Genomic DNA, 19,519 nt, shown 5'->3' on the forward strand with positions numbered 1-19,519 from the left:
ATACGCTCGCAAGCTCGCTACTCAGGGAGCGGATACGCTCGCACGCTCGCTACTCAGGGAGCAGAGACACCAAGACCGACGGCCCTGCCCCGCATGATGCGGGACAGGGCCGTCGGTAGGTTCGGCGACTGTCAGTCGTCGTTGCCACCGGCTCCCGGAGCGGTCTTCTGAACCGACATCAGGAACTCGATGTTCGTCTTGGTCTTCTTCAGCTGGCTGATCAGGAGGTCGATCGCCTGCTGCGAGTCGAGACCGGACAGGAGACGACGCAGCTTGTGGACGATCGCGAACTCGTCGGGCGAGAGCAGGAGCTCGTCCTTGCGGGTGCCCGACGGGTTGACGTCGACCGCGGGGAACACGCGACGCTCAGAGATCTTGCGATCGAGCTTGAGCTCGGCGTTGCCGGTGCCCTTGAACTCCTCGAAGATGACCGTGTCACCGGTCGAACCGGTCTCGACCATCGCGGTGGCGATGATGGTCAGCGATCCGCCGTTCTCGATGTTGCGCGCCGCACCGAGGAATCGCTTCGGCGGGTACAGGGCGGTCGAATCGACACCACCGGAGAGGATTCGGCCCGACGCCGGCGACGCGTTGTTGTACGCACGACCCAGACGGGTGATCGAGTCCAGAAGCACCACAACGTCTTTGCCGCTCTCGACGAGACGCTTGGCACGTTCGATGGCGAGCTCGGCGACCGAGGTGTGGTCTGACGGCGGCCGGTCGAAGGTCGAGGCGATGACCTCACCCTTGACCGAGCGCTGCATGTCGGTGACCTCTTCCGGACGCTCGTCGACGAGCACCACCATGAGGTGGCATTCCGGGTTGTTGATCGTGATCGCGTTGGCGATGTCCTGCAGGATCGTCGTCTTACCGGCCTTCGGCGGCGAGACGATCAGTGCACGCTGCCCCTTGCCGATGGGCATGATCAGGTCGATCACGCGGGTGGACAGACGGTCCGGCGTGGTTTCCAGGCGCAGTCGCTGATTCGGGTACAGCGGGGTGAGCTTGTTGAACTCGGGGCGCTTCTTCGCCGCCTCCACGTCACCGCCGTTGACGGTGTCGAGGCGCACGAGCGGGTTGAACTTCTGGCGCTGGTTCTGCTGGTCACCTTCGCGCGGCACCTTGACCGCACCGGTGATCGCGTCGCCGCGTCGAAGTCCGTTCTTGCGCACCATGTTCATCGACACGTAGACGTCGTTGGAACCGGCGAGGTAGCCGGAGGTGCGGACGAAGGCGTAGTTGTCGAGCACGTCGAGGATGCCGGCGACGGGCTGCAACACGTCGTCTTCGGAGACCTGCGGCTCGTTCTGGCTGCCGCCGTCGCGATCGCGCCCACGACGACGCTCGCGGAAACGGCGTCCCCGGCGACGACCGCCGCCTTCGCCGTCGTCGTCCCGGTCGTCACGGTTGTCCCGGTTCTGGCCGCCGCCGCGGTTCTGGCCCCCATCGCGATTCTGGTTGTCGCGGTTCTGGCCGCCCTCGCGGTTCTGGTTGTCGCGGTTCTGGCCCCCATCGCGATTCTGGTTGTCGCGGTTCTGGCCGCCCTCGCGGTTCTGGCCACCCTCGCGGTTCTGGTTGTCGCGGTTCTGGTTCCGGTTGCGGCGATTGCGCTGCTCACCGGCGTCGGCGTCGCCGGCCTTCGGCGAATCCGTCTTGGCGTCGCCCTTCGACTCGCCGCCCTTGGAGGACTGGTCGGCGTTCTGCTCGCCGCCCTCCGGGTTGGCGTTCTTCTTGCCCGAGCGGGACGCCTGACCGGAATCGCCGTCTTCGGCGGACTCGACGATCGAAAGCTGCCCGTCCTCGGACGAGGCCTTGGCGCTCCGGCGCCGGGTCTCGGAGGTCTTGGTGTCGGCCTTGGCCTCGGCGGAGGCACCCTCGGTGGCCTTTGCCTCGGTGTTCTTCACCTCGGCGGTCTTGGCGTCGGCGTTCTTGGCGTCGGGGCTCTTGGCCTCGGCCTTGGCGTCTGCGGTCTTGGCGGCACCGCCGCCCTGGCGCTCCTTGATGGCGGCGATCAGATCGCCCTTGCGCATCCCGGAGGTGCCCTTGATGCCGAGTTCACCGGCAACGGTCCGCAGCTCGCTGAGCACCATGCCGGACAGGCCGGTACGTGCTGCACGAGCGCGTGTCTTGGCCGGTTGCCCCGAGTCAGGGCCGGCCGAACCCGCGGATTCCTGCTCGGCAGGTGCGGTGATCAGGTCCGTATCTGTCACGGAAGTCCTTTCGTTCCTCCCGCAGACGGAAGCTGCGTGAGGTCTACGTTTCCCTGCTGTGTACGCGAGGGAGTCCGTCCGCGTTGGACGGTAGGGGGTGAACGGTCAGAGAGATGTTCGGTCCCGCTACGAGCGTGCTCGGGAGCCACCCGTGCTTCGGCACCGTCGACAGAGACCCACGACCCCGGCCGGATACGATCGGTGGCCCCGATCGGTGATGGATGAGAAGCACGGCGGGACAAGCCCGCGCGGCTAGACCAGAATATGTTAACCCCGTTCGCATGATAGGGGCAACACGCCGAAAGTGCCAAATGGAGACATCGATCGGAGGCTGTGATCCTCGGCTGGACACCGCTGAACACCTCGTTCCCAACGTGCGTTGCACGTCGGGTATTCCCGGGGCGCCCCGTGACGAAACGCCTCGACCGCGAGGAGTGTCGAACTCAGCCCGCGCTGATGTCCACGCCGCCGGCGATGGCCACCGAATGCGTGGTGAAACCGAGTCCCTGCGCGAGCACCCGGATGTCGGCCGGGATCGGCGCGGTACCCAGCACGAGCACCGTGGGTCCGGCGCCGGAGACCGTCGCGGCATGTCCGCGCGCACGCAGTTCGGCGACGAGTTCGCTGGTCGGCACCATCGCCGACGCACGATAGGGCTGGTGCAACCGGTCCGCCGAGGCGGCCATGAGATTGCGCGGGTCGGAGGTCAGCGCCACGACGGCGAGCGCAGCCCGGCTCAGGTTGAAGACCGCATCGGCGCGCGGCACCTCGTCCGGCAGGAGCCCACGGGTGAACGACGTCGACGACTCGGTGTCGGGGACGAAGACGGTCGCGCACACGTCGGGGTGAACCGACAGCCGGTGGGCGTGATACGAGTTCACGTCGTCGGTGGTCTCCGTCCAGGTGACGACGACCGAACCGAGGACACTCGCGGCGGCGTTGTCGGGGTGTCCCTCGAACTCACTGGACAACTGGACCAGTTCGTCGGTGGACAGCCCCGCGCCGAACCCCGCGGCCGAGATCAGACCGGAGGCGGCGGCGAGGCCGGAGACCGCGGCCGCGGCCGAGGAACCGAGGCCCCGCGAATGCGGGATCTGGTTGACGCAGCGCAACTTCAGGCCGGGCGCGGACACGCCGGCGTGGGTGAGACCGCGATTGAGGGCACGCACGACGAGGTGGGACCCGTCGCGCGGGACGTCGGCCGACCCCTCCCCCTCGATGTCCAGCACGATGCCGTCGGCGACGGTTTCGACGATCACCTCGTCGTAGATGCCCAAAGCGATGCCCAGACAGTCGAATCCCGGTCCGAGGTTCGCGCTCGACGCCGGCACCCGGACGCGCGCCGAGACACCCACGGGTAGCTGACGTGTCGCCACCCCGGGTTCGGTCATCTCGCCGTTCTGCGTCATCTCCTCGACCCCGGCGGACTCAGCCGACACCGAGGGCATTCGCCACCGCCACCGGATCGACCGGGATCGCCTCGACCTCGGGAATGCCTGCCAGCGCGGTGTCGGGGTCCTTGAGACCGTTGCCGGTCACGGTGCAGACCACCGTCGAACCGGCCTCGATCCAACCGTCGGCACGCGCGGCGAGGAGTCCCGCCACGCTCGCGGCGGACGCCGGCTCCACGAAGACGCCTTCCTTGCCCGCGATCAGGCGGTAGGCCTCGAGCAGCTTCTCGTCGGTGGCCGCGCGGAACTGACCGTTCGACTCCTCCTTGGCGGCGACGGCCTGGTTCCAGCTGGCGGGCGAGCCGATACGGATCGCGGTCGCGATGGTCTCGGGCTCCTTGACCGGGGCGCCGTTGACCAGCGGGGCCGCTCCGGCGGCCTGCACACCGAGCATCCGCGGCACCGAGGAGGACACACCGTCGGCGTGGTACTCGGTGTAACCCTTCCAGTAGGCCGTGATGTTGCCGGCGTTGCCGACGGGCAGCGCGTGCACGTCGGGGGCGCGACCGAGGACGTCGACGATCTCGAAGGCAGCCGTCTTCTGGCCCTCGATACGGGCCGGGTTGACCGAGTTCACGAGCTCGATCTCACTGAACTCGGCAGTCGCCTTGCGGGCGAGCTCGAGGCAGTCGTCGAAGTTGCCCTGGACCTGGATGATCTTGGCGCCGTGCATGACCGCCTGGGCGAGCTTGCCCATCGCGATCTTGCCCTGCGGGATGAGCACCGCACAGGTGATCCCGGCGCGGGTGGCGTAGGCGGCCGCCGACGCGGAGGTGTTGCCCGTCGAGGCACACAACACGGCGGTCTTGCCGTTGTTGACCGCGTTGCTCACGGCCATGGTCATGCCACGGTCCTTGAACGAGCCGGTCGGGTTGAGGCCCTCGACCTTGAGGTAGACCTCGCACCCGGTCAGCGACGACAGATGCGGGGCGCTGATCAGGGGGGTGCCACCCTCGAGCAGGGTGACGACCTTCCAGTCGTCGGCGACGGGCAGCCGCGAACGGTATGCCTCGATCAGGCCGGGCCACGCGCGGTGCACGGGCGCAGGAGTCGTCTCAGTCATCGGTACCTTCCAATCGCAACACACTCGACACCTTGATGACGGCGTCCATGTCTTCTAGCGCCGCAACGCAATCCGACTGCGCGCGGTCCGGGGCCCGATGGGTCACCACGATCAGGCGCGCGTCGTCGCCCGCACCTTCCTGGCGCACCGCGGCGATGCTCACCGAACGCTTGGTGAACTCACCGGCGACCTGGGCGAGGACGCCCGGGCGGTCGGCCACGCGCATCGAGATGTAGTAGCGGGTGAACACGTCGTCGATCGGGGCGATCGGCAGCGACGCATAGGTCGACTCCAGCGGACCGCGTCCACCGTGGACACGGTTGCGCGCGGCCATCACCATGTCGCCGAGTACGGCCGACGCGGTGGGCGATCCGCCGGCACCCTGGCCGTAGAACATCAGCCGGCCCGCGTTCTCCGCCTCGACGACCACCGCGTTGAATGCCCCGTTGACGGTGGCGAGCGGGTGGGTCAGGGGGATCAGCGCCGGGTACACGCGCGCCGAGACCCGCTGGGAGCCGTCGACATCGCGGACACGCTCACAGATCGAGAGCAGCTTGATCGTGCAGTCGAACTTCTTCGCCGCGACCAGGTCGGCCGCGGTCACCGAGGAGATGCCCTCGCGGTGGACGTCGGCGGCGGTGACCCGCGAATGGAAGGCGATCGACGCGAGGATCGCGGCCTTGGCCGCCGCGTCGTAACCCTCGACGTCGGCGGTCGGATCGGCCTCGGCGTATCCGAGACGGCCCGCCTCGGCGAGCGTGTCGGCGTAGTCGGCGCCGGTCTCGTCCATCTCCGACAGGATGAAGTTGGTGGTGCCGTTGACGATTCCGGCGACGCGCTCGACGGTGTCGCCGGCGAGCGACTGCATCAGCGGGCGGATGACCGGGATCGCACCGGCGACCGCGGCCTCGAAGTAGAGGTCCACCTTCGCCTCGGCGGCCGCACTCGCGAGTTCACCGGTGTACTCGGCCAGCAACGCCTTGTTGGCGGTGACGACCGACTTGCCGCTCTCGAGCGCGGTGCGGATCAGCGCACGGGCCGGGTCGATGCCGCCCATGAGCTCGACGACGATGTCGACGTCGTCGCGTGCGATCAGCGACGCGGGATCGTCGGTCAGCAGTTCCTGGCCGATCTTGCGCGGCCGGCTGAGATCTCGCACGGCGACGCCCCGGATCTCCACCGGTGCGCCCACACGCGCTCGCAGGTCGGCGGCGTTGTCGGTGATGATGCGCACCACCTCGGCACCGACGTTGCCCATCCCGAGTACCGCCACCCCGATGGGTCGCACGGCATTCACCTCGCTTGTGTCGCTTGCGTTCTGAACAGATCCGGTCACGAGCCCACCTCCAGGCTGAGGAAGTCGTCGATGGTCTCGCGCCGCAGCATCAGGCGTGCTGTCCCATCGGCCACGGCCACGACCGGCGGCCGCATGGTCATGTTGTACCGGCTCGACATCGAGTAGCAGTAGGCGCCGGTGGCGGCGACCGCGATCAGGTCGCCGGGACCCAGATCCTCGGGCAGCCAACAGTCCTTGATGACGATGTCGCCGCTCTCGCAGTGCTTCCCGACGACGCGGCAGACGACCGCACGTGCGTCGGACACCCGCGAGACCAACCGGACGTCGTATTCGGCCTGGTACAGGACCGTGCGGATGTTGTCGCTCATCCCGCCGTCGACGGAGATGTAGCGGCGGGTGGCACCGCCGCCGAGCGCCACGTCCTTGACGGTGCCCACACGATAGAGCGTGACCGTGCCGGGACCGGCGATCGCGCGGCCGGGCTCGACGGCGATGATCGGCATCGGCAGACCGACGGCTTCGGATTCGCGGCGGACGATGTCGGCGAGGGTTTCGGCGACCTTGTCCACCGGCAGCGGGCGCTCTTCTTCGAGGTACGAGATACCCAGTCCGCCACCGAGATCCACGATCGACATCTGCGAGGTCTTCTCGACGCCGAACTCGTCGACGACATCGTGGAGCAGGCCGAGGACGCGGTGGGCGGCGAGCTCGAAGCCGTCCATGTCGAAGATCTGCGAGCCGATGTGGCTGTGCAGACCGACGAGGCGGAGGTTGTCGGTCGCGAAGACCCGGCGGATCGCGTCCATCGCGACGCCGCCGGCGAGGGCGAAGCCGAACTTCTGGTCCTCATGGGCGGTCGAGATGAACTCGTGGGTGTGGGCCTCCACGCCGACCGTGACGCGGACGAGTACGTCGGTGACGACTCCCCGCTCACCCGAGATCGCGTCGAGCCGGTCGATCTCGATCATCGAGTCGAGGACCACGTGCCCGATGCCGGCGTCAACCGCCGCGGCCAGCTCCTCGGGGCTCTTGTTGTTGCCGTGCAACGCGATTCGCTCGGCCGGGAAACCGGCGCGCAGCGCGATGGCGAGCTCGCCGCCGCTGCACACGTCGAGGGAGAGACCCTCGTCGTTCACCCAGCGCGCGACCTCGGTGCACAGGAAGGCCTTCGACGCGTAGTGAACCCGGCCGTAGGGGCCGAAGGCCGCCATCATGTCGCGGCACCGGGACCGGAAGTCGGCCTCGTCGACGATGAACGCCGGGGTGCCGAACTCGGCGGCCAGCTCGCTCACCGGCACACCGGCGATACGCAGCTCACCCGACTCGTCGCGGGCGGCGTTGCGCGGCCACACCTGGGGCGGGAGGGCGGCGAGCACGGCCGGATCGTTCGGGCGCTGCGCGAGGTGCGGTGCGGCCAGAAGTTCGGCGTGCCGCGGGCCGGCCGGATGCGCGCTCACATCTGCTCCGGAGCGCTGACACCGACCAGTCCGAGACCGTTCGCCAGGACCTGGCGGGTGGCCTCACACAGGGCGAGCCGGGCGCGGTGGATGTCGGCCACCTCTTCGTCGCCCTGGGGCAGGACGCGGCACTTAGCGTAGAAGCGGTGGTAGGTGCCGGCCAGGACCTCGAGGTAGCGGCAGACGCGGTGCGGCTCGCGCAGGGTGGCCGCAGTGGCCACGACTTCGTCGAAATCGCCGATGGTGCGGATCAATTCGCCCTCGGCCGGGTCGTCGAGCAGGTCGAGGTGATCGAGCGAGGACACCACGCCCAGGTCGGCGGCGTTGCGTGCCAGCGCCGACATCCGGGCGTGCGCGTACTGCACGTAGTAGACCGGGTTGTCGTTGGACTGCTTGGTCAGCAGGTCCAGGTCGATGTCGATGTTCACGTCCACCGACGAACGGATCAGCGAGTACCGCGCGCCGTCGACGCCCACGGCGTCGACGAGGTCGTCGAGGGTGATGACCGTTCCCGCACGCTTCGACATGCGCACCGGCTTGCCGTCCTTGACCAGGTTCACCATCTGGCCGATGAGGACCTCGACGGTGGCCGGGTCGTCGCCGAGCGCGGCCGCGGCGGCCTTGAGGCGGCTGATGTAGCCGTGGTGGTCGGCACCGAGCATGTAGATGCACAGGTTGAAGCCGCGATTGCGCTTGTCGCGGTAGTAGGCGATGTCGCCGGCGATGTAGGCGGCGTTGCCGTCGCTCTTGATGACGACGCGGTCCTTGTCGTCACCGAAGTCGGTGGACTTCAGCCACCACGCACCGTCGTTCTCGTACAGGTTGCCGTTGCCCTTGAGCTGCTCGATGCACTCGTCGACGAGGCCCGTCGCGAACATCTTGTCCTCGTGGGTGTAGACGTCGAAGTCGGTGCCGAAATCGTGCAGGCTCTTCTTGATGTGGTCGAACATCAGGTCCACGCCGACGGCGCGGAAGGTCTCGACCCGGTCGGCCTCGGGCTGCGACAGCACGTCGGGCACCTTCGCGACGACCTGGGCGGCGATGTCGCCGATGTAGTCGCCGGCGTAGCCGTCCTCCGGGGTCGGGTTGCCCAGCGCCGCGGCCTCCAGCGACCGCGCGAAGCGGTCGATCTGGGCGCCGTGGTCGTTGAAGTAGTACTCGCGCGTCACGTCCGCGCCGCGAGCGGCCAGGACACGCCCCAGGGCGTCACCGACGGCTGCCCAGCGGGTGCCGCCGAGGTGGATGGGTCCGGTCGGGTTGGCCGAGACGAACTCGAGGTTGATGATCGAGCCGGCCAGCTCTTTGCCGCGGCCGTAGCTGTCCCCCTGCTCCAGCACCGTCGCCACGACGGTGTTCTGGGCGGCCGCGCCGAGCCAGATGTTGACGAACCCGGGACCGGCGATCTCCGACTTCGCGATGCCCTCGGCGCCGGCGAAGGCCTCGGCGAGCCAGCCGGCGAGCTCACGGGGCGCCACACCGAGTCGCTTGCCGAGCTGCAGGGCGACATTGGTGGAGTAATCGCCGTGGTCAGCGTGACGGGGGCGCTCGACGACGATGGAGTCGGGCACCAGGTTCTCGTCCAGTCCGCGGTCGCGGACCACGGTCAGGGTCACGGCGCGCAGCAGCGCGGCCAGGTCGGCGGGAGTCACGGGACACCATCCTATTGGCCGAGGGCTACTCATCGATAATCGCACCCTCCCAGAGCGGGTGCAGCCCACCAGTAGACTCGTGTGCGCCGAGCGCGCGTCGGGGGGTACGACCGCCCGTGCGCACGGCGACCCCCGTCGTACGAGGAAAGAAGTCAATGGCGCGCAAACCAGGGGCCAACGTCCCCAAGGCTCGTAAGAAGTCCGGGTCCGTACCCACTGCGACCGGCCGGCAGGTCGACTGGATGCTGATCGGCGCCGTCGTCGTGGTCATCGGCCTCGTGGCCGGACTCGCGATCTATCTGCTCCCCAAGCTCAACGAGAAGCGCGCCAACGAAAAGGACGACGTGGCAGTCCAGTCCGCCGAGGGGTTCGTCCCGTCGCCGCAGACCCCGGACCCGTCGCAGGGCATCGACGGCGTGACGAAGATCTACTACGAGGCCGGCAAGCACGTGAACGCGTCGCAGCGCGTCGCCTACGACCAGTCGCCGCCGTTCGGCGGGCCGCACGACGAGATCTGGGCGACCTGTACCGGCGTCGTCTACCCGAACCCGCTGCGGTCGGAGAACGCCGTGCACGCCCTCGAACACGGCGCCGTCTGGATCACCTACAACCCCGACACCGTCTCGCCGGAGGATCTCGACTACCTCAAGCGGCTCGTGCGTGGCGAGCAGTACCTGTTCCTGTCGCCCTACCCCGGCCTGGACAAGCCCATCTCGCTGCAGAGCTGGGGCCACCAGCTGAAGCTCGACTCGGCGAACGACCCGCGGATCGACCAGTTCATCACCTCCCTGCGCCGCAACATGATGCCCGGCGTCTACCAGGAGAACCCGCAGACCGCGGCCTACCCGGAGACCCAGGCCACCTGTACCGCCATCCCGGGCTTCGACCCGTCGAATCCCCCGCCGGCCGACGAGGGCGAGCCCGGCCCCGACGCCGTGCCCATGGACGGCGGCGGCAACAACCCGATGCCCGCGGGCTGATCGGGCGGGGACGAACATGAGCGAGACACCCGAGGGCACGACGACCCCCGAGGGCACCGAGACCGCCCCGACGCGTCGGAGCCCTGCCCTTCTCGCGCTCGCCGCGGTGGCGGTGCTCCTCGTCGGCGTCGGCCTCGGCCTGCTGATCCAAGCGAGCCTCACCGACGACTCCTCCGGCGAGGACTCCCCCGGCGCGAACTCGGCCGCGGTCGGTTTCGCGCAGGACATGACGCGTCATCACGAGCAGGGCGTCGAGATGGCCGCGATCGAACTCGAACACGGCACCGATCCCGAGGTGCGCAGCATGGCCTTCGACATCCTCACCGCACAGAGCAACGAGATCGGCCAGATGCAGTCGTGGCTGACCCGCTGGGGCCGGCCCGTCACCAATCCCGGCGAGACGATGGGCTGGATGGGCCACGGATCGTCGACGGAGGCCTCCGGTGACGATCACGGTGACCACGGGGACATGGACAACGGCGACATGGACCACGGCGACATGGGCCACGGGGATCACGGGGCCACTCCGGCCGCCGACGCCGAGCAGCCGGCCATGCCGGGCATGGCGACGTCGGCCGAGATGGAACGGTTCCGCGCGATGCGCGGACCGGAGGTCGACACGACCTTCCTGCAGCTCATGCTGCGCCACCACGAGGGCGGGCTCCACATGATGGAGTACGCCGCGAACCCCGACAACGTCTCGCAGCCCTACGTCCGCGACCTCGCATCGGCGATGGAACGCACGCAGGACAAGGAGATCGGGATCATCAAGGCGATGCTGGCCGAGCGCAATGCCCAGCCGCTGCCGATGAACTGACGATCGCCACCATCGCCACCTCCGTTCGGGACGCCGCCACCAGGCCGCGATTTCCGTAGCGGAGGTGGCGATTTCGTCGGCGGGTTAGTCTGGCCACGTCGACGAGAGGATCGGGTTGGTCATGGCGGTTCGGGGCGCGGGTCCGACCGGTGATGCCGGTTCGAGGCTGCGGATCACCGTGCTCGGCTCGCTCTCCTGCGAACTCGACTCCGAGGCACTCGACCTGGGCCCGCGTCGGCAGCGGGCGGTCCTGGCGCGGTTGGTCGCGGGACGCGGTCGAGTGGTGTCCACCGACCGATTGATCGACGACCTGTGGAACGGCGAGCCGCCGCCCAAGGCCCTGGCCGGACTCCAGGTACAGGTGTCCAATCTGCGGCGCGTCATCGAACCGTCTCGTCCGCCCCGAGCACCCGCCACCGTCCTCGTCAGCGAGCAACCCGGGTACGCGCTGCGGTTGCCCGACGCCGCTGTGGATGCGTGGGAGTTCGAAGCCGCCGTCACCGGGGCCGACTCCGACTCCCCCGCACGACGACTCGACGAGCTGGATGCCGCATTGTGGCTGTGGCGCGGCGATCCCTACGGCGGCTTTGCGGGTGACAGCTGGGCCCAACCCGAAGTCACCCGACTCCACGATCTTCGCCGATCGGCGATCGAACAGTGGGCGGCACTGGCCGTCGACCAGGGGCGGGCGACCCAGGTGGCCCAGGTCCTGGCCGCGGAGTGCGACGACCAACCCGCCCGGGAGGAGTTCTTCCGCCTGTTCGCACTCGCCCTGTACCGACTGGGCCGGCAGGCAGACGCCCTCGCCGCGCTCCGACGGTTGCGGTCATATCTCGCAGACGAACTCGGAGTGGACCCGGCACCCGCGATCCAGCAACTCGAACGCGACATCCTGCAACAGTCGTCCTCGCTGGACACTCCCGCGGTGCCGCCGACGCCGGCTCCAGCGGTGAGCTCGCCCGGTCCGTCGACGAAAGCCGCGGCAGAGCGCCGCGAACCGGCCGGGCGCGAGGACGAGCTGGTCGTGCTGAGCGGTCACGCCGAGACCGCGGCCGCCGACGGATTGCGCGTGGTGTGGGTCAGCGCCGAGGCCGGTGGCGGCAAGAGCACTCTCGCACAGACGTTGGTGGGGCGGCTGGAATCCGGCGGCTGGATCGGGGCCACCGGCCACTGCCCGGAGGTCGACGGTGCGCCGACGGCGTGGGCGTGGCGGGAGATGCTGCAACAGCTGACAGTTCAGCGTGACTCGACCACTTCGGAGGGCCTGGACTCCACGTTCGACATCGCGCGCCGGATGGTCGACGCCTGCGCTGCCCGCTCCACCGCGCCGGGAACGATACTGGTGCTCGACGACGCGCATCGGGCCGACGGCGCCACGTTGCAGGTGCTTCGGCAGCTCGTGACGTGGATGGCGCGGTCACCGATCCTGGTCATGGTCACCTACCGTGCCTCCGAGGCCGGGGTCGACCTGCTCGCGACGACGGCGTCCCTCGCCGGGGTCACCGCAGACCACATCGACCTCAAAGGCTTGTCGGACAACGGCATACGAGAGCTCGCCCGATCGGTCGGACTGGGCGACGTGGATACGGCCCTCCTTGATCTGCTGCGGTCCAGAACCGACGGCAACCCACTGTTCACCCGCGAACTCGCGAAACTGATCGCCTCCCGTGGGCCGTCCGAAGCCGTCGACGCCATTCCCGATGGCGTCAGAAATGTGCTGCTGCAACGTATTCAGCGCCTGCCCGCGGAAGTGGCCACGGTGTTGCGTCTCGTCGCCCTCTTCGGGCGCACCGCACCGATCGACGGCGTGCTCGCACTGTGGACCCGGTCGGACGGCGGTGCCGCGGCCGAGGAAGAGGTTCTCGACGCCGTCGACACCGCTGTTGCGGCCGGCCTGCTGACCGCCGACATCGACAGTGTCCACTTCAATCACGTACTGGTCCGCGACACCGTCTACGACAGCGTGCCCGCGCTGCGCAAACGCCGGTCGCACTGGCAGATCGTGAAGTTCCTCGAACGGGTCCCGGGCGTCGACCCGGACGAGCTGGCCCACCACGCTGCGCTGGGCGCCGCCACCGACACCCTCGACCACGCCATCGAGCTGGTGACGCGCGCGGCCCGGGCCCGCTTCCGAACCGAGTTCAAGGCCGATTCGGCGGAGTCGTGGCGGTCGGTCGTACTCCTCCACGAAACGGCCGGGCATGCGGGCGCCGATGCCGAGGCGGCCGACCGTAGGGCTCTCGTCGATGCGTTGACCCATCTGGTGACGGCCCTGGCCTTCCGGGGCGACGACACCATCGAGGCCCGAGGACGCCGACGCCAGGCCCTCGAGTTGGCGCGCGGCCTGGGCGACGACGATCTGGTGATGTCGGCGCTGACCTGCTGGCGGGCGCCGGTCATCTGGACCATCCGTCGCCAGCGGGTCGCCGACACCGAGCTGATCGCGGCGATGACGGACGCACTCCCCCGGGCCACCGATGTGCAGCGGGTGTACCTGCTGGTGTCCGCGGTCTTCGAGCTCGAGGGCATCGACGACCGGCGCGCGATCGAACTGGCCGAGCAGGCGGTGAAGACGGCGAATCAGCACGACGACCCCGAAGCGCTGTGCGCCGCGTGGAATGCACGGGTGTACACCGCGCTGGGTCCCGACGCCTCCGCCGGTCTGCCCGACTTCACCGACGAGTTCGCACGGGTCGCCCGCGAGTCGGGCATTCTCGCGTATCAGGCTGCCGCGCACTTCTTCTCGTTCCTGGCACGGGCCGCGCAGACCGACCTGCCCGGCGCTGCGTCGGAGGTACAGCAAGGGCTTCGGTCCGCCTCGGCCGGCCGGGCCGGCGAGCTCGTCGTCGTGCTCTCCGCCTTCTCGGCCGTGCTCGAGGCCCTCGGCGGTGACATCGACCGGGCCGAAGGCGAGTACCGCGACCTCACCGCTCGACTCGAAGCGGCCGGAGCAGTCAACGCCGCCGAGATCGGCCTGGTCGGCGAGATGGTCATCGGGTGGTTCCGCGGTTCGCTGGCCCACCTCGTCGAGCCGCTCGGGGTGGTCGTCGGCGTCGCACCGCAGATGGTCTCGTGGCCGTACGTGATCGCGTTGCTCGATGCGGGACGCCCGGACGAGGCGCGCCGCGTCGCCGAGACCGCCCCGCCGGTCAGCCGTGACTTCTACTGGACCGCGATGTCGGTGTTCCACGCGCGGGCCCTGGTCCGATTGCGGATGGTCGAGGCGGCTGCCGGACTCTACGACGAACTACGACGCTGGTCGGGGACGGTCGCCGGGTTGAACTCGGGATCCGTGGTGTTCGGGCCGATGGATGTCGTGCTCGCCGAGCTCGCCGATCTGCTGGGCGACCACAGTGCTGCGGCCGACCACCGTCGAACCGAGGCGAAAGTCCGGGCCGTGGTCGAGTCGGGCCTCACCGCGCTGGGCCGGCGATGATCGCCTCCCGCCTGTCGTAGCTGCGGATCAGCAGGCCGAGCACGGCACGGATGATCGGTCCGGCTTCTTTTCTCATCTTGGCGAGCTCGCGTTCGTCGGCGTGCCGGAACATGCGGGGCGCCTCGAAACTCATCTTTCCGCCGGTGCGCGCCGCCTTCTCCACCCGATCCCAGTCGGTCACGCTCACGTAGCGGTCGACGATCGGGAACACCACCTTCTCCTCGTCCGCGATGTGCTCGGCGAGCAGCTCGTGGGTCTGCCGGAGGGTCTCGGCCAGATCCCCGGCCGCCCGGGTGTCGTCGCCGGATCGCGCATGGGCGAACCCGCCGACATGGGTGCCCAGGACGGCCAGCAACGCTTCGAGTTCGGTGTGATCGTCCTGCAGCTCGCGCACGTCGACGGCGGCACCGGCCGAGGCGGTGAGGATCGGCCACACGATGTCGTCCTCGATGGTGTGGTGATGGTGGATCGAGGCACACAGCTGGGTGAGATAGTCGCCGATGGCTCGCCGGCGGCGGTCGTCGCACGGTTCACCGGCACCGATGCGGCCCAGGATCTCGGCGAAGCGACGCGTGTCGTCGAGCATGGCGCGGTGGGCGATCTTCATGCCGGTGAGGTCCGGTGTCGCGTTGGCGGTGGACTGACTGGAAGAACGGCTGGTCACGGGTCTCTCCTGACGGCTGGTGTCTGTTGACTGCCGTCACTGTGCGCTCGGCTGCTTACCCGGGACTTGTAGTCGCCTTGCGACGCCGCACAAACCCACCACAAATGCGTAAACCCACCGCCGTGGAGGCAGTGGGTTTACGCAAGAGTGGTGGGTTTGTGCAGTTGTGGTGCCCCCGGCAGGATTCGAACCTGCGACCTTCTGCTCCGGAGGCAGACGCTCTATCCCCTGAGCTACGGGGGCTCATCGGGCGAACCCAGACTAGCGCACGCTCACCGGCACATCACAATCGGGCTGCTCACGACACGCCGAGCGGGCTCTGCACCCGCAGCGTCGAGCCGTGTTCGCCGCGGAGGACGTGCAGCTGAGCCGGAATCCGGGCCCGCAACTCGTCGACGTGGCTGACGACACCGACGACGCGACCGCCGGAGCGGAGGTCGTCGAGGACACCCATCACGAGATCGAGGGCTTCGGGGTCGAGGGTGCCGAAACCCTCGTCGATGAAGATCGTGTCGAGGACCCGACCGCCCGATTCGGCCGAGACGACATCGGCCAGACCCAGCGCGAGGGCCAGCGAGGCGAAGAAGGTCTCCCCGCCCGACAGCGTCGTGGTGGCGCGCAGCACGCCGGTGTACTCGTCGCGGACCTCGATGCCCAGGCCGCCGCGCCGACCGCGTACGCCGGCGGCGTCGGAGTGGACGAATTCGTAACGCCCCGACGACATCTGGCGAAGGCGTCCGGATGCGGCGACGAGCACCTCGTCGAGCCGGGCGGCGAGCACATACGACCGCAGCGACATGCGTCGCGAGTTCTGTCCGCGCCCGCTCACCAGTTCGGCGAGTCCCTGCAGCTCTTCGTGTCGGGCCTTCAGCGGTGCGAGTGCGTCGAGAGCCGCCCAGAAGCCGGAGACGTACTCCTCGAGGTCGGTACGGCGTTGCGCGGCCACCGCATTCACGCGGGCGGCATCGTCGCGTCGGGCGCGTGCGGCCACCAGATCCGCCGTCAGACCCGCGACGTCGACCTCGGGCGCCTCCAACGCCGCGCACACTTCGGGGTCGGCGAGGGTCTCCTCGGCGCCGGCACGGATGGCCGCCGCCTCCTCGAGGAGCTTCTCCCACTGGCGGATCTGTCCCTGCGACGCGGCGGCCGACCGGACCTCGTCAGCGCCGGTGAACCCGGCGTCGGCACAGGCTGTCGCGAGGCGCTCGGCGATCTCCGCCTGCCGTCGGCGGGTCCGGTCGAGCTCACGCCGGGCTTCGCGGAGATCCCGTGTGCGGCGGCAGAGCTCGGCGAGTTCACGGCGCCGCTCCGCGATCCCGATCCGTCCGCCCGTCGCCTCGTGAACCTCGGCGTCGAGGGCGTTCAGATTCTCACGCAGGGCGGTGAGTCGTTCGCTTCGTCCGGCCTGCGCGGTGTCGTGATCGGCCAGAGTCCGACGCCGGTCGGCGATCTCGGCGTCGATGCGGTCGACCGCGTCCTGCAGCGACGGTGTGCCGGCGGCCGCCCGTTCGGCCGCGGCGAGGTCGGCGACCAGGCGGTCGTGATCGGCCTGGGTGGCGGCGCGGTCGGCGCCGGCGATGACGGCGTCGAGATTGGCCCGGCGCTCCTGCAGTGCGGCGACCGCGGACTGGGCGATGGCCTTGATCACGCTCGCACGTTCTTCGGCGGCCGCGGCCTCCTTCTCTTCGGCCTCACCCACCGAGGTGCCGGCGTCGCCGGTCGCCGGCGCGGGATGACCGACCGAGCCGCAGACCACGCACGGTTCCCCGTCGACGAGGGCACCGGCGAGTTCGACGGCCATGCCGGTGAGGCGCCGTTCGCGGAGATCGAGCTGGTGTTCCCGTGCGGCGGAGTGCTTTTCCCGCGCGTCGAGTAGGTCCTGTTCGGCGTCGGCGAGCTGCGCGAGTACCTCGTCGCGATCGGTGAAGGCCTGGAGGACGCGGCGGGCGTGGTCCCGTTCGGCACGCAGCTTGGGTGCCTGGACACGCAGTTCGTCGGCCGCCCGGAGTGCGGCGACCGCCTCGTCGCGGCGAGCAGGTGCCGCCTCGAGCCACGTCCGCATGTCCGTGGCCTGTTGTTCCGTAGCGGCGATCGTCTTCACCAGCCGATCGAGGTCGGCGACGAGCCGGGGTCTCTCGGCGACACGCTTCGCCAGTGGCTCCCAGCGGCCCGATTCCTCGGTCCATCTGTCGACGGCCGCGACGAGAGCGGCATCGTCGCAGTGGGATTCGCACAGGGTCGCGCCCTCGGCGAGTTCGGTGAGGGCCGCCCGCGCACGATCGGCGGCGTCGGATGCCGCGGTCACGTCGGCGTCCACGCGCTCGTGATCATCGGCGAGCGGCACGATGGGTGCCGCCCGGAGGGCGAGCCGGCGGAATTGCTCGGCCGCCGTCAGCGTCGCCTCGCCTTCGACGAGCCGGGCGAGCCGTTCGCGAGCCTGCAGTCCGCGGCGACGCTGATCGTCGACGCGCCGGCCGTGTTCGTACGCGGCTTCGGCCTGTTCGACGGCGGCCTGCGCGGCGGTCGATTCCGCCAGCGCGGACTCGGCGGCCTGCCGGGCGGAGTCGAGACACCCCTGGGCCCAGTCGAAATCGGGTTCGGCCGGCGCCTGGGTGCCGCTGATCGCGACGATCTGCCCGGCGATGCGGTCGAGGGTGCCGGTCTGCTCGGCCAGCTTGGATGCGCTCTCGCGGGCGCGATCGCGGAGCCAGTCCTCGAGGTCGCCGAAACGCTCGGTGTCGAAGAGGCGTTCCAGCAGCTCCTCCCGCTCGTCGGAGTGCGCGCGGAGGAACCGGGCGAAGTCGCCCTGCGGCAACAGGACCACCTGGAAGAACTGCTCGGCGCTCATGCCGAGCAGGCGGACGACCGCCTCGCCGATCTCGGGGATACGCGTGAGGTCGGGGCCTGAACCGTCCACCCAGACCAGCGACGCGCACGCGTTGATCTTCCGCTTGCCGTCGCCGCGCTTCTTGGGACGTTCGTGTTCGGGCGAACGCGTGATGCGCAACCGCCGGGAACCGATGGTGGCCTCGAGCTCGACCTCCGGAACCGTCTCGGGCGCAGCGTGATCCGAGTGGAGTCGGCGGTTGGTGTCGCGAGCGCCGGGGACCCGGCCGAACAACGCGAACGCCACCGCGTCGAGCACGGTGGTCTTGCCGGCACCGGTCTGGCCGTGCAGGAGGAACAGGCCGTCGGCGCCCAGCTCGTCGAAGTCGACGGTGACCTCGTCGGCGAACGGACCGAACGCCCGAATCCGGATGTGGTGCAGTCTCATACGGCGTCAGCGCTCACGCGGTCTCGGCGACGAACGCGTCGAGGGCGAACAGCGCGAGCTCTCCGTTGGCACCGGCGTCGGCCTCGGGCTCGCCGACGACGGCGCGCAGTGCGCGTTCGATCAGCACCCGCTCCCCCTTGGTCGGGGTGTCGCGGACGTCCTCGATGAAGGAGTTGATGATCTCGGCGTCGCTGCGGCCGCGGACCCGCGAGCGGTAGTCGACCCCCGAACCGGTGTGCGGGCGGTCCCATTGCACGTGGACCGCGTGCGGGAACCGCTCCCGCAGGCGACGCATCGCGTCGAGCGGGCGAACCGCGTCGGTCAAGGTCACCTCGACGTAGTGGTCTTCGGCGTCGGCGAATTGCCCGGAGGTCAGCAGCTCGTCGAGAGTTCCGCGCAGAGAACTCAATTCGCGGACGACCGGCAGTTCGTGCTTGCGGATCCCGCCGACCCCGTCGGCATCGAGGTCGACGACCCACACCGCCTTGCGATGGGTGCGTTCGCCGAACGAGTACGGGAGCAGCGATCCGCTGTAGCGAACGGTGTCGGTGACACGCTGCGGAGAGTGCAGATGTCCGAGCGCGACGTAGTCGGCTCCGGAAAAGGTCTCGGCGGGCACGGTTTCCACTCCCCCGACGCTGATCGACCGCTCGGACCCGGACGCGGCGGCACCGCTGACGAAGGCGTGGGCGACGACGACCGATCGGGACTGCCGGGTCGCGAGATCGGTACGGATGCGCGTCATGGCGGCGTCGAGGACCGCGGTGTGGCCGCACACCTCCTCGACCCCGAGATGGCGTCGGGCGGTGTCGGGTTCGAGGTACGGGATGCCGTACACCGCGACCTCGCCGTGCTCGTCGGTCAGCACGACGGGCTCGGCGATCGCGTCGATCGAGGTCCGCAGGTACAACCCTCCGGCCGCCGCGAACGCCGACCCTGCGCCGAGGCGGGTGGGCGAGTCGTGGTTGCCCGAGGTGACGATGAGGCGCGCACCGGCAGCGGCGATCTCGGCCAGGCCCTCGTCGTAGACGCGCACCGCGTCGGCCGACGGCACCGACCGGTCGTAGACGTCACCGGCGACGATCACGGCGTCGGCCGACTCGGCGGCGACCAGCTCGGCGAGGTGACTCAGAGCGCGACGCTGGTCGGCGAGCAGGTCGACACCGTGGAACGTCCGGCCCAGGTGCCAGTCGGAGGTGTGCACGATCCGCATGGAGACAA

General features: G+C 69.4%; 12 protein-coding genes and 1 tRNA gene. 3 read left to right on the forward strand and 10 right to left on the reverse strand.

Annotation, left to right across the window (positions count from 1 at the left end):
• Window positions 1-131: 131 nt before the first annotated feature.
• From rho to argS, 6 genes are all read right to left on the reverse strand, one after another.
• Complete coding sequence (gene rho, locus OK17_RS12245) at window positions 132-2,210, reverse strand: transcription termination factor Rho (protein ID WP_461417608.1); 2,079 nt, start codon at window positions 2,208-2,210, stop codon at window positions 132-134.
• Window positions 2,211-2,653: 443 nt separating this feature from the next.
• The gene (gene thrB / locus OK17_RS12250; protein WP_461417609.1) at window positions 2,654-3,658 is read right to left on the reverse strand and encodes a homoserine kinase; all 1,005 of its coding nucleotides are present in this window, start codon (window positions 3,656-3,658) and stop codon (window positions 2,654-2,656) included.
• On the reverse strand, window positions 3,639-4,724 hold the full coding sequence (gene thrC / locus OK17_RS12255) for a threonine synthase (RefSeq protein WP_006360510.1): 1,086 nt from the start codon (window positions 4,722-4,724) through the stop codon (window positions 3,639-3,641). The genes thrB and thrC overlap by 20 nt, the downstream gene beginning before the upstream one ends.
• Window positions 4,717-6,060: a homoserine dehydrogenase gene (locus OK17_RS12260; protein WP_232715748.1), complete on the reverse strand. Its 1,344-nt coding sequence runs from the start codon at window positions 6,058-6,060 to the stop codon at window positions 4,717-4,719. Before OK17_RS12260 ends, thrC begins: the two co-directional genes overlap by 8 nt.
• On the reverse strand, window positions 6,057-7,478 hold the full coding sequence (gene lysA / locus OK17_RS12265; RefSeq protein ID WP_461417610.1) for a diaminopimelate decarboxylase: 1,422 nt from the start codon (window positions 7,476-7,478) through the stop codon (window positions 6,057-6,059). The genes OK17_RS12260 and lysA overlap by 4 nt, the downstream gene beginning before the upstream one ends.
• Window positions 7,475-9,127: an arginine--tRNA ligase gene (gene argS / locus OK17_RS12270; RefSeq protein WP_232715746.1), complete on the reverse strand. Its 1,653-nt coding sequence runs from the start codon at window positions 9,125-9,127 to the stop codon at window positions 7,475-7,477. Before argS ends, lysA begins: the two co-directional genes overlap by 4 nt.
• A 155-nt stretch (window positions 9,128-9,282) precedes the next feature.
• On the opposite strand from argS, the gene OK17_RS12275 reads away from it, so the two are divergent.
• The 3 genes from OK17_RS12275 (at window position 9,283) to OK17_RS12285 (ending at window position 14,360) form a co-directional block, all read left to right on the forward strand.
• Window positions 9,283-10,107: a DUF3105 domain-containing protein gene (locus OK17_RS12275; protein WP_232715745.1), complete on the forward strand. Its 825-nt coding sequence runs from the start codon at window positions 9,283-9,285 to the stop codon at window positions 10,105-10,107.
• A gap of 16 nt (window positions 10,108-10,123) precedes the next feature.
• The gene (locus tag OK17_RS12280) at window positions 10,124-10,924 is read left to right on the forward strand and encodes a DUF305 domain-containing protein (protein ID WP_461417611.1); all 801 of its coding nucleotides are present in this window, start codon (window positions 10,124-10,126) and stop codon (window positions 10,922-10,924) included.
• A 121-nt stretch (window positions 10,925-11,045) separates the two neighbouring features.
• Window positions 11,046-14,360, forward strand: a complete 3,315-nt coding sequence (locus OK17_RS12285; protein ID WP_461417612.1) for a BTAD domain-containing putative transcriptional regulator — start codon at window positions 11,046-11,048, stop codon at window positions 14,358-14,360.
• Here OK17_RS12285 and OK17_RS12290 read toward each other — a convergent pair.
• The 4 genes from OK17_RS12290 to OK17_RS12305 form a co-directional block, all read right to left on the reverse strand.
• Complete coding sequence (locus OK17_RS12290; protein ID WP_461417613.1) at window positions 14,338-15,024, reverse strand: hemerythrin domain-containing protein; 687 nt, start codon at window positions 15,022-15,024, stop codon at window positions 14,338-14,340. The genes OK17_RS12285 and OK17_RS12290 overlap by 23 nt on opposite strands.
• Before the next feature lie 167 nt (window positions 15,025-15,191).
• Window positions 15,192-15,267 (reverse strand) — tRNA-Arg (locus OK17_RS12295).
• A gap of 55 nt (window positions 15,268-15,322) precedes the next feature.
• Window positions 15,323-18,298: an AAA family ATPase gene (locus OK17_RS12300; protein ID WP_461417614.1), complete on the reverse strand. Its 2,976-nt coding sequence runs from the start codon at window positions 18,296-18,298 to the stop codon at window positions 15,323-15,325.
• Between the two features lie 13 nt (window positions 18,299-18,311).
• On the reverse strand, window positions 18,312-19,511 hold the full coding sequence (locus OK17_RS12305; RefSeq protein ID WP_461417615.1) for an exonuclease SbcCD subunit D: 1,200 nt from the start codon (window positions 19,509-19,511) through the stop codon (window positions 18,312-18,314).
• Window positions 19,512-19,519 lie beyond the last annotated feature (8 nt).

This window comes from Gordonia sp. GN26 (assembly GCF_054823965.1).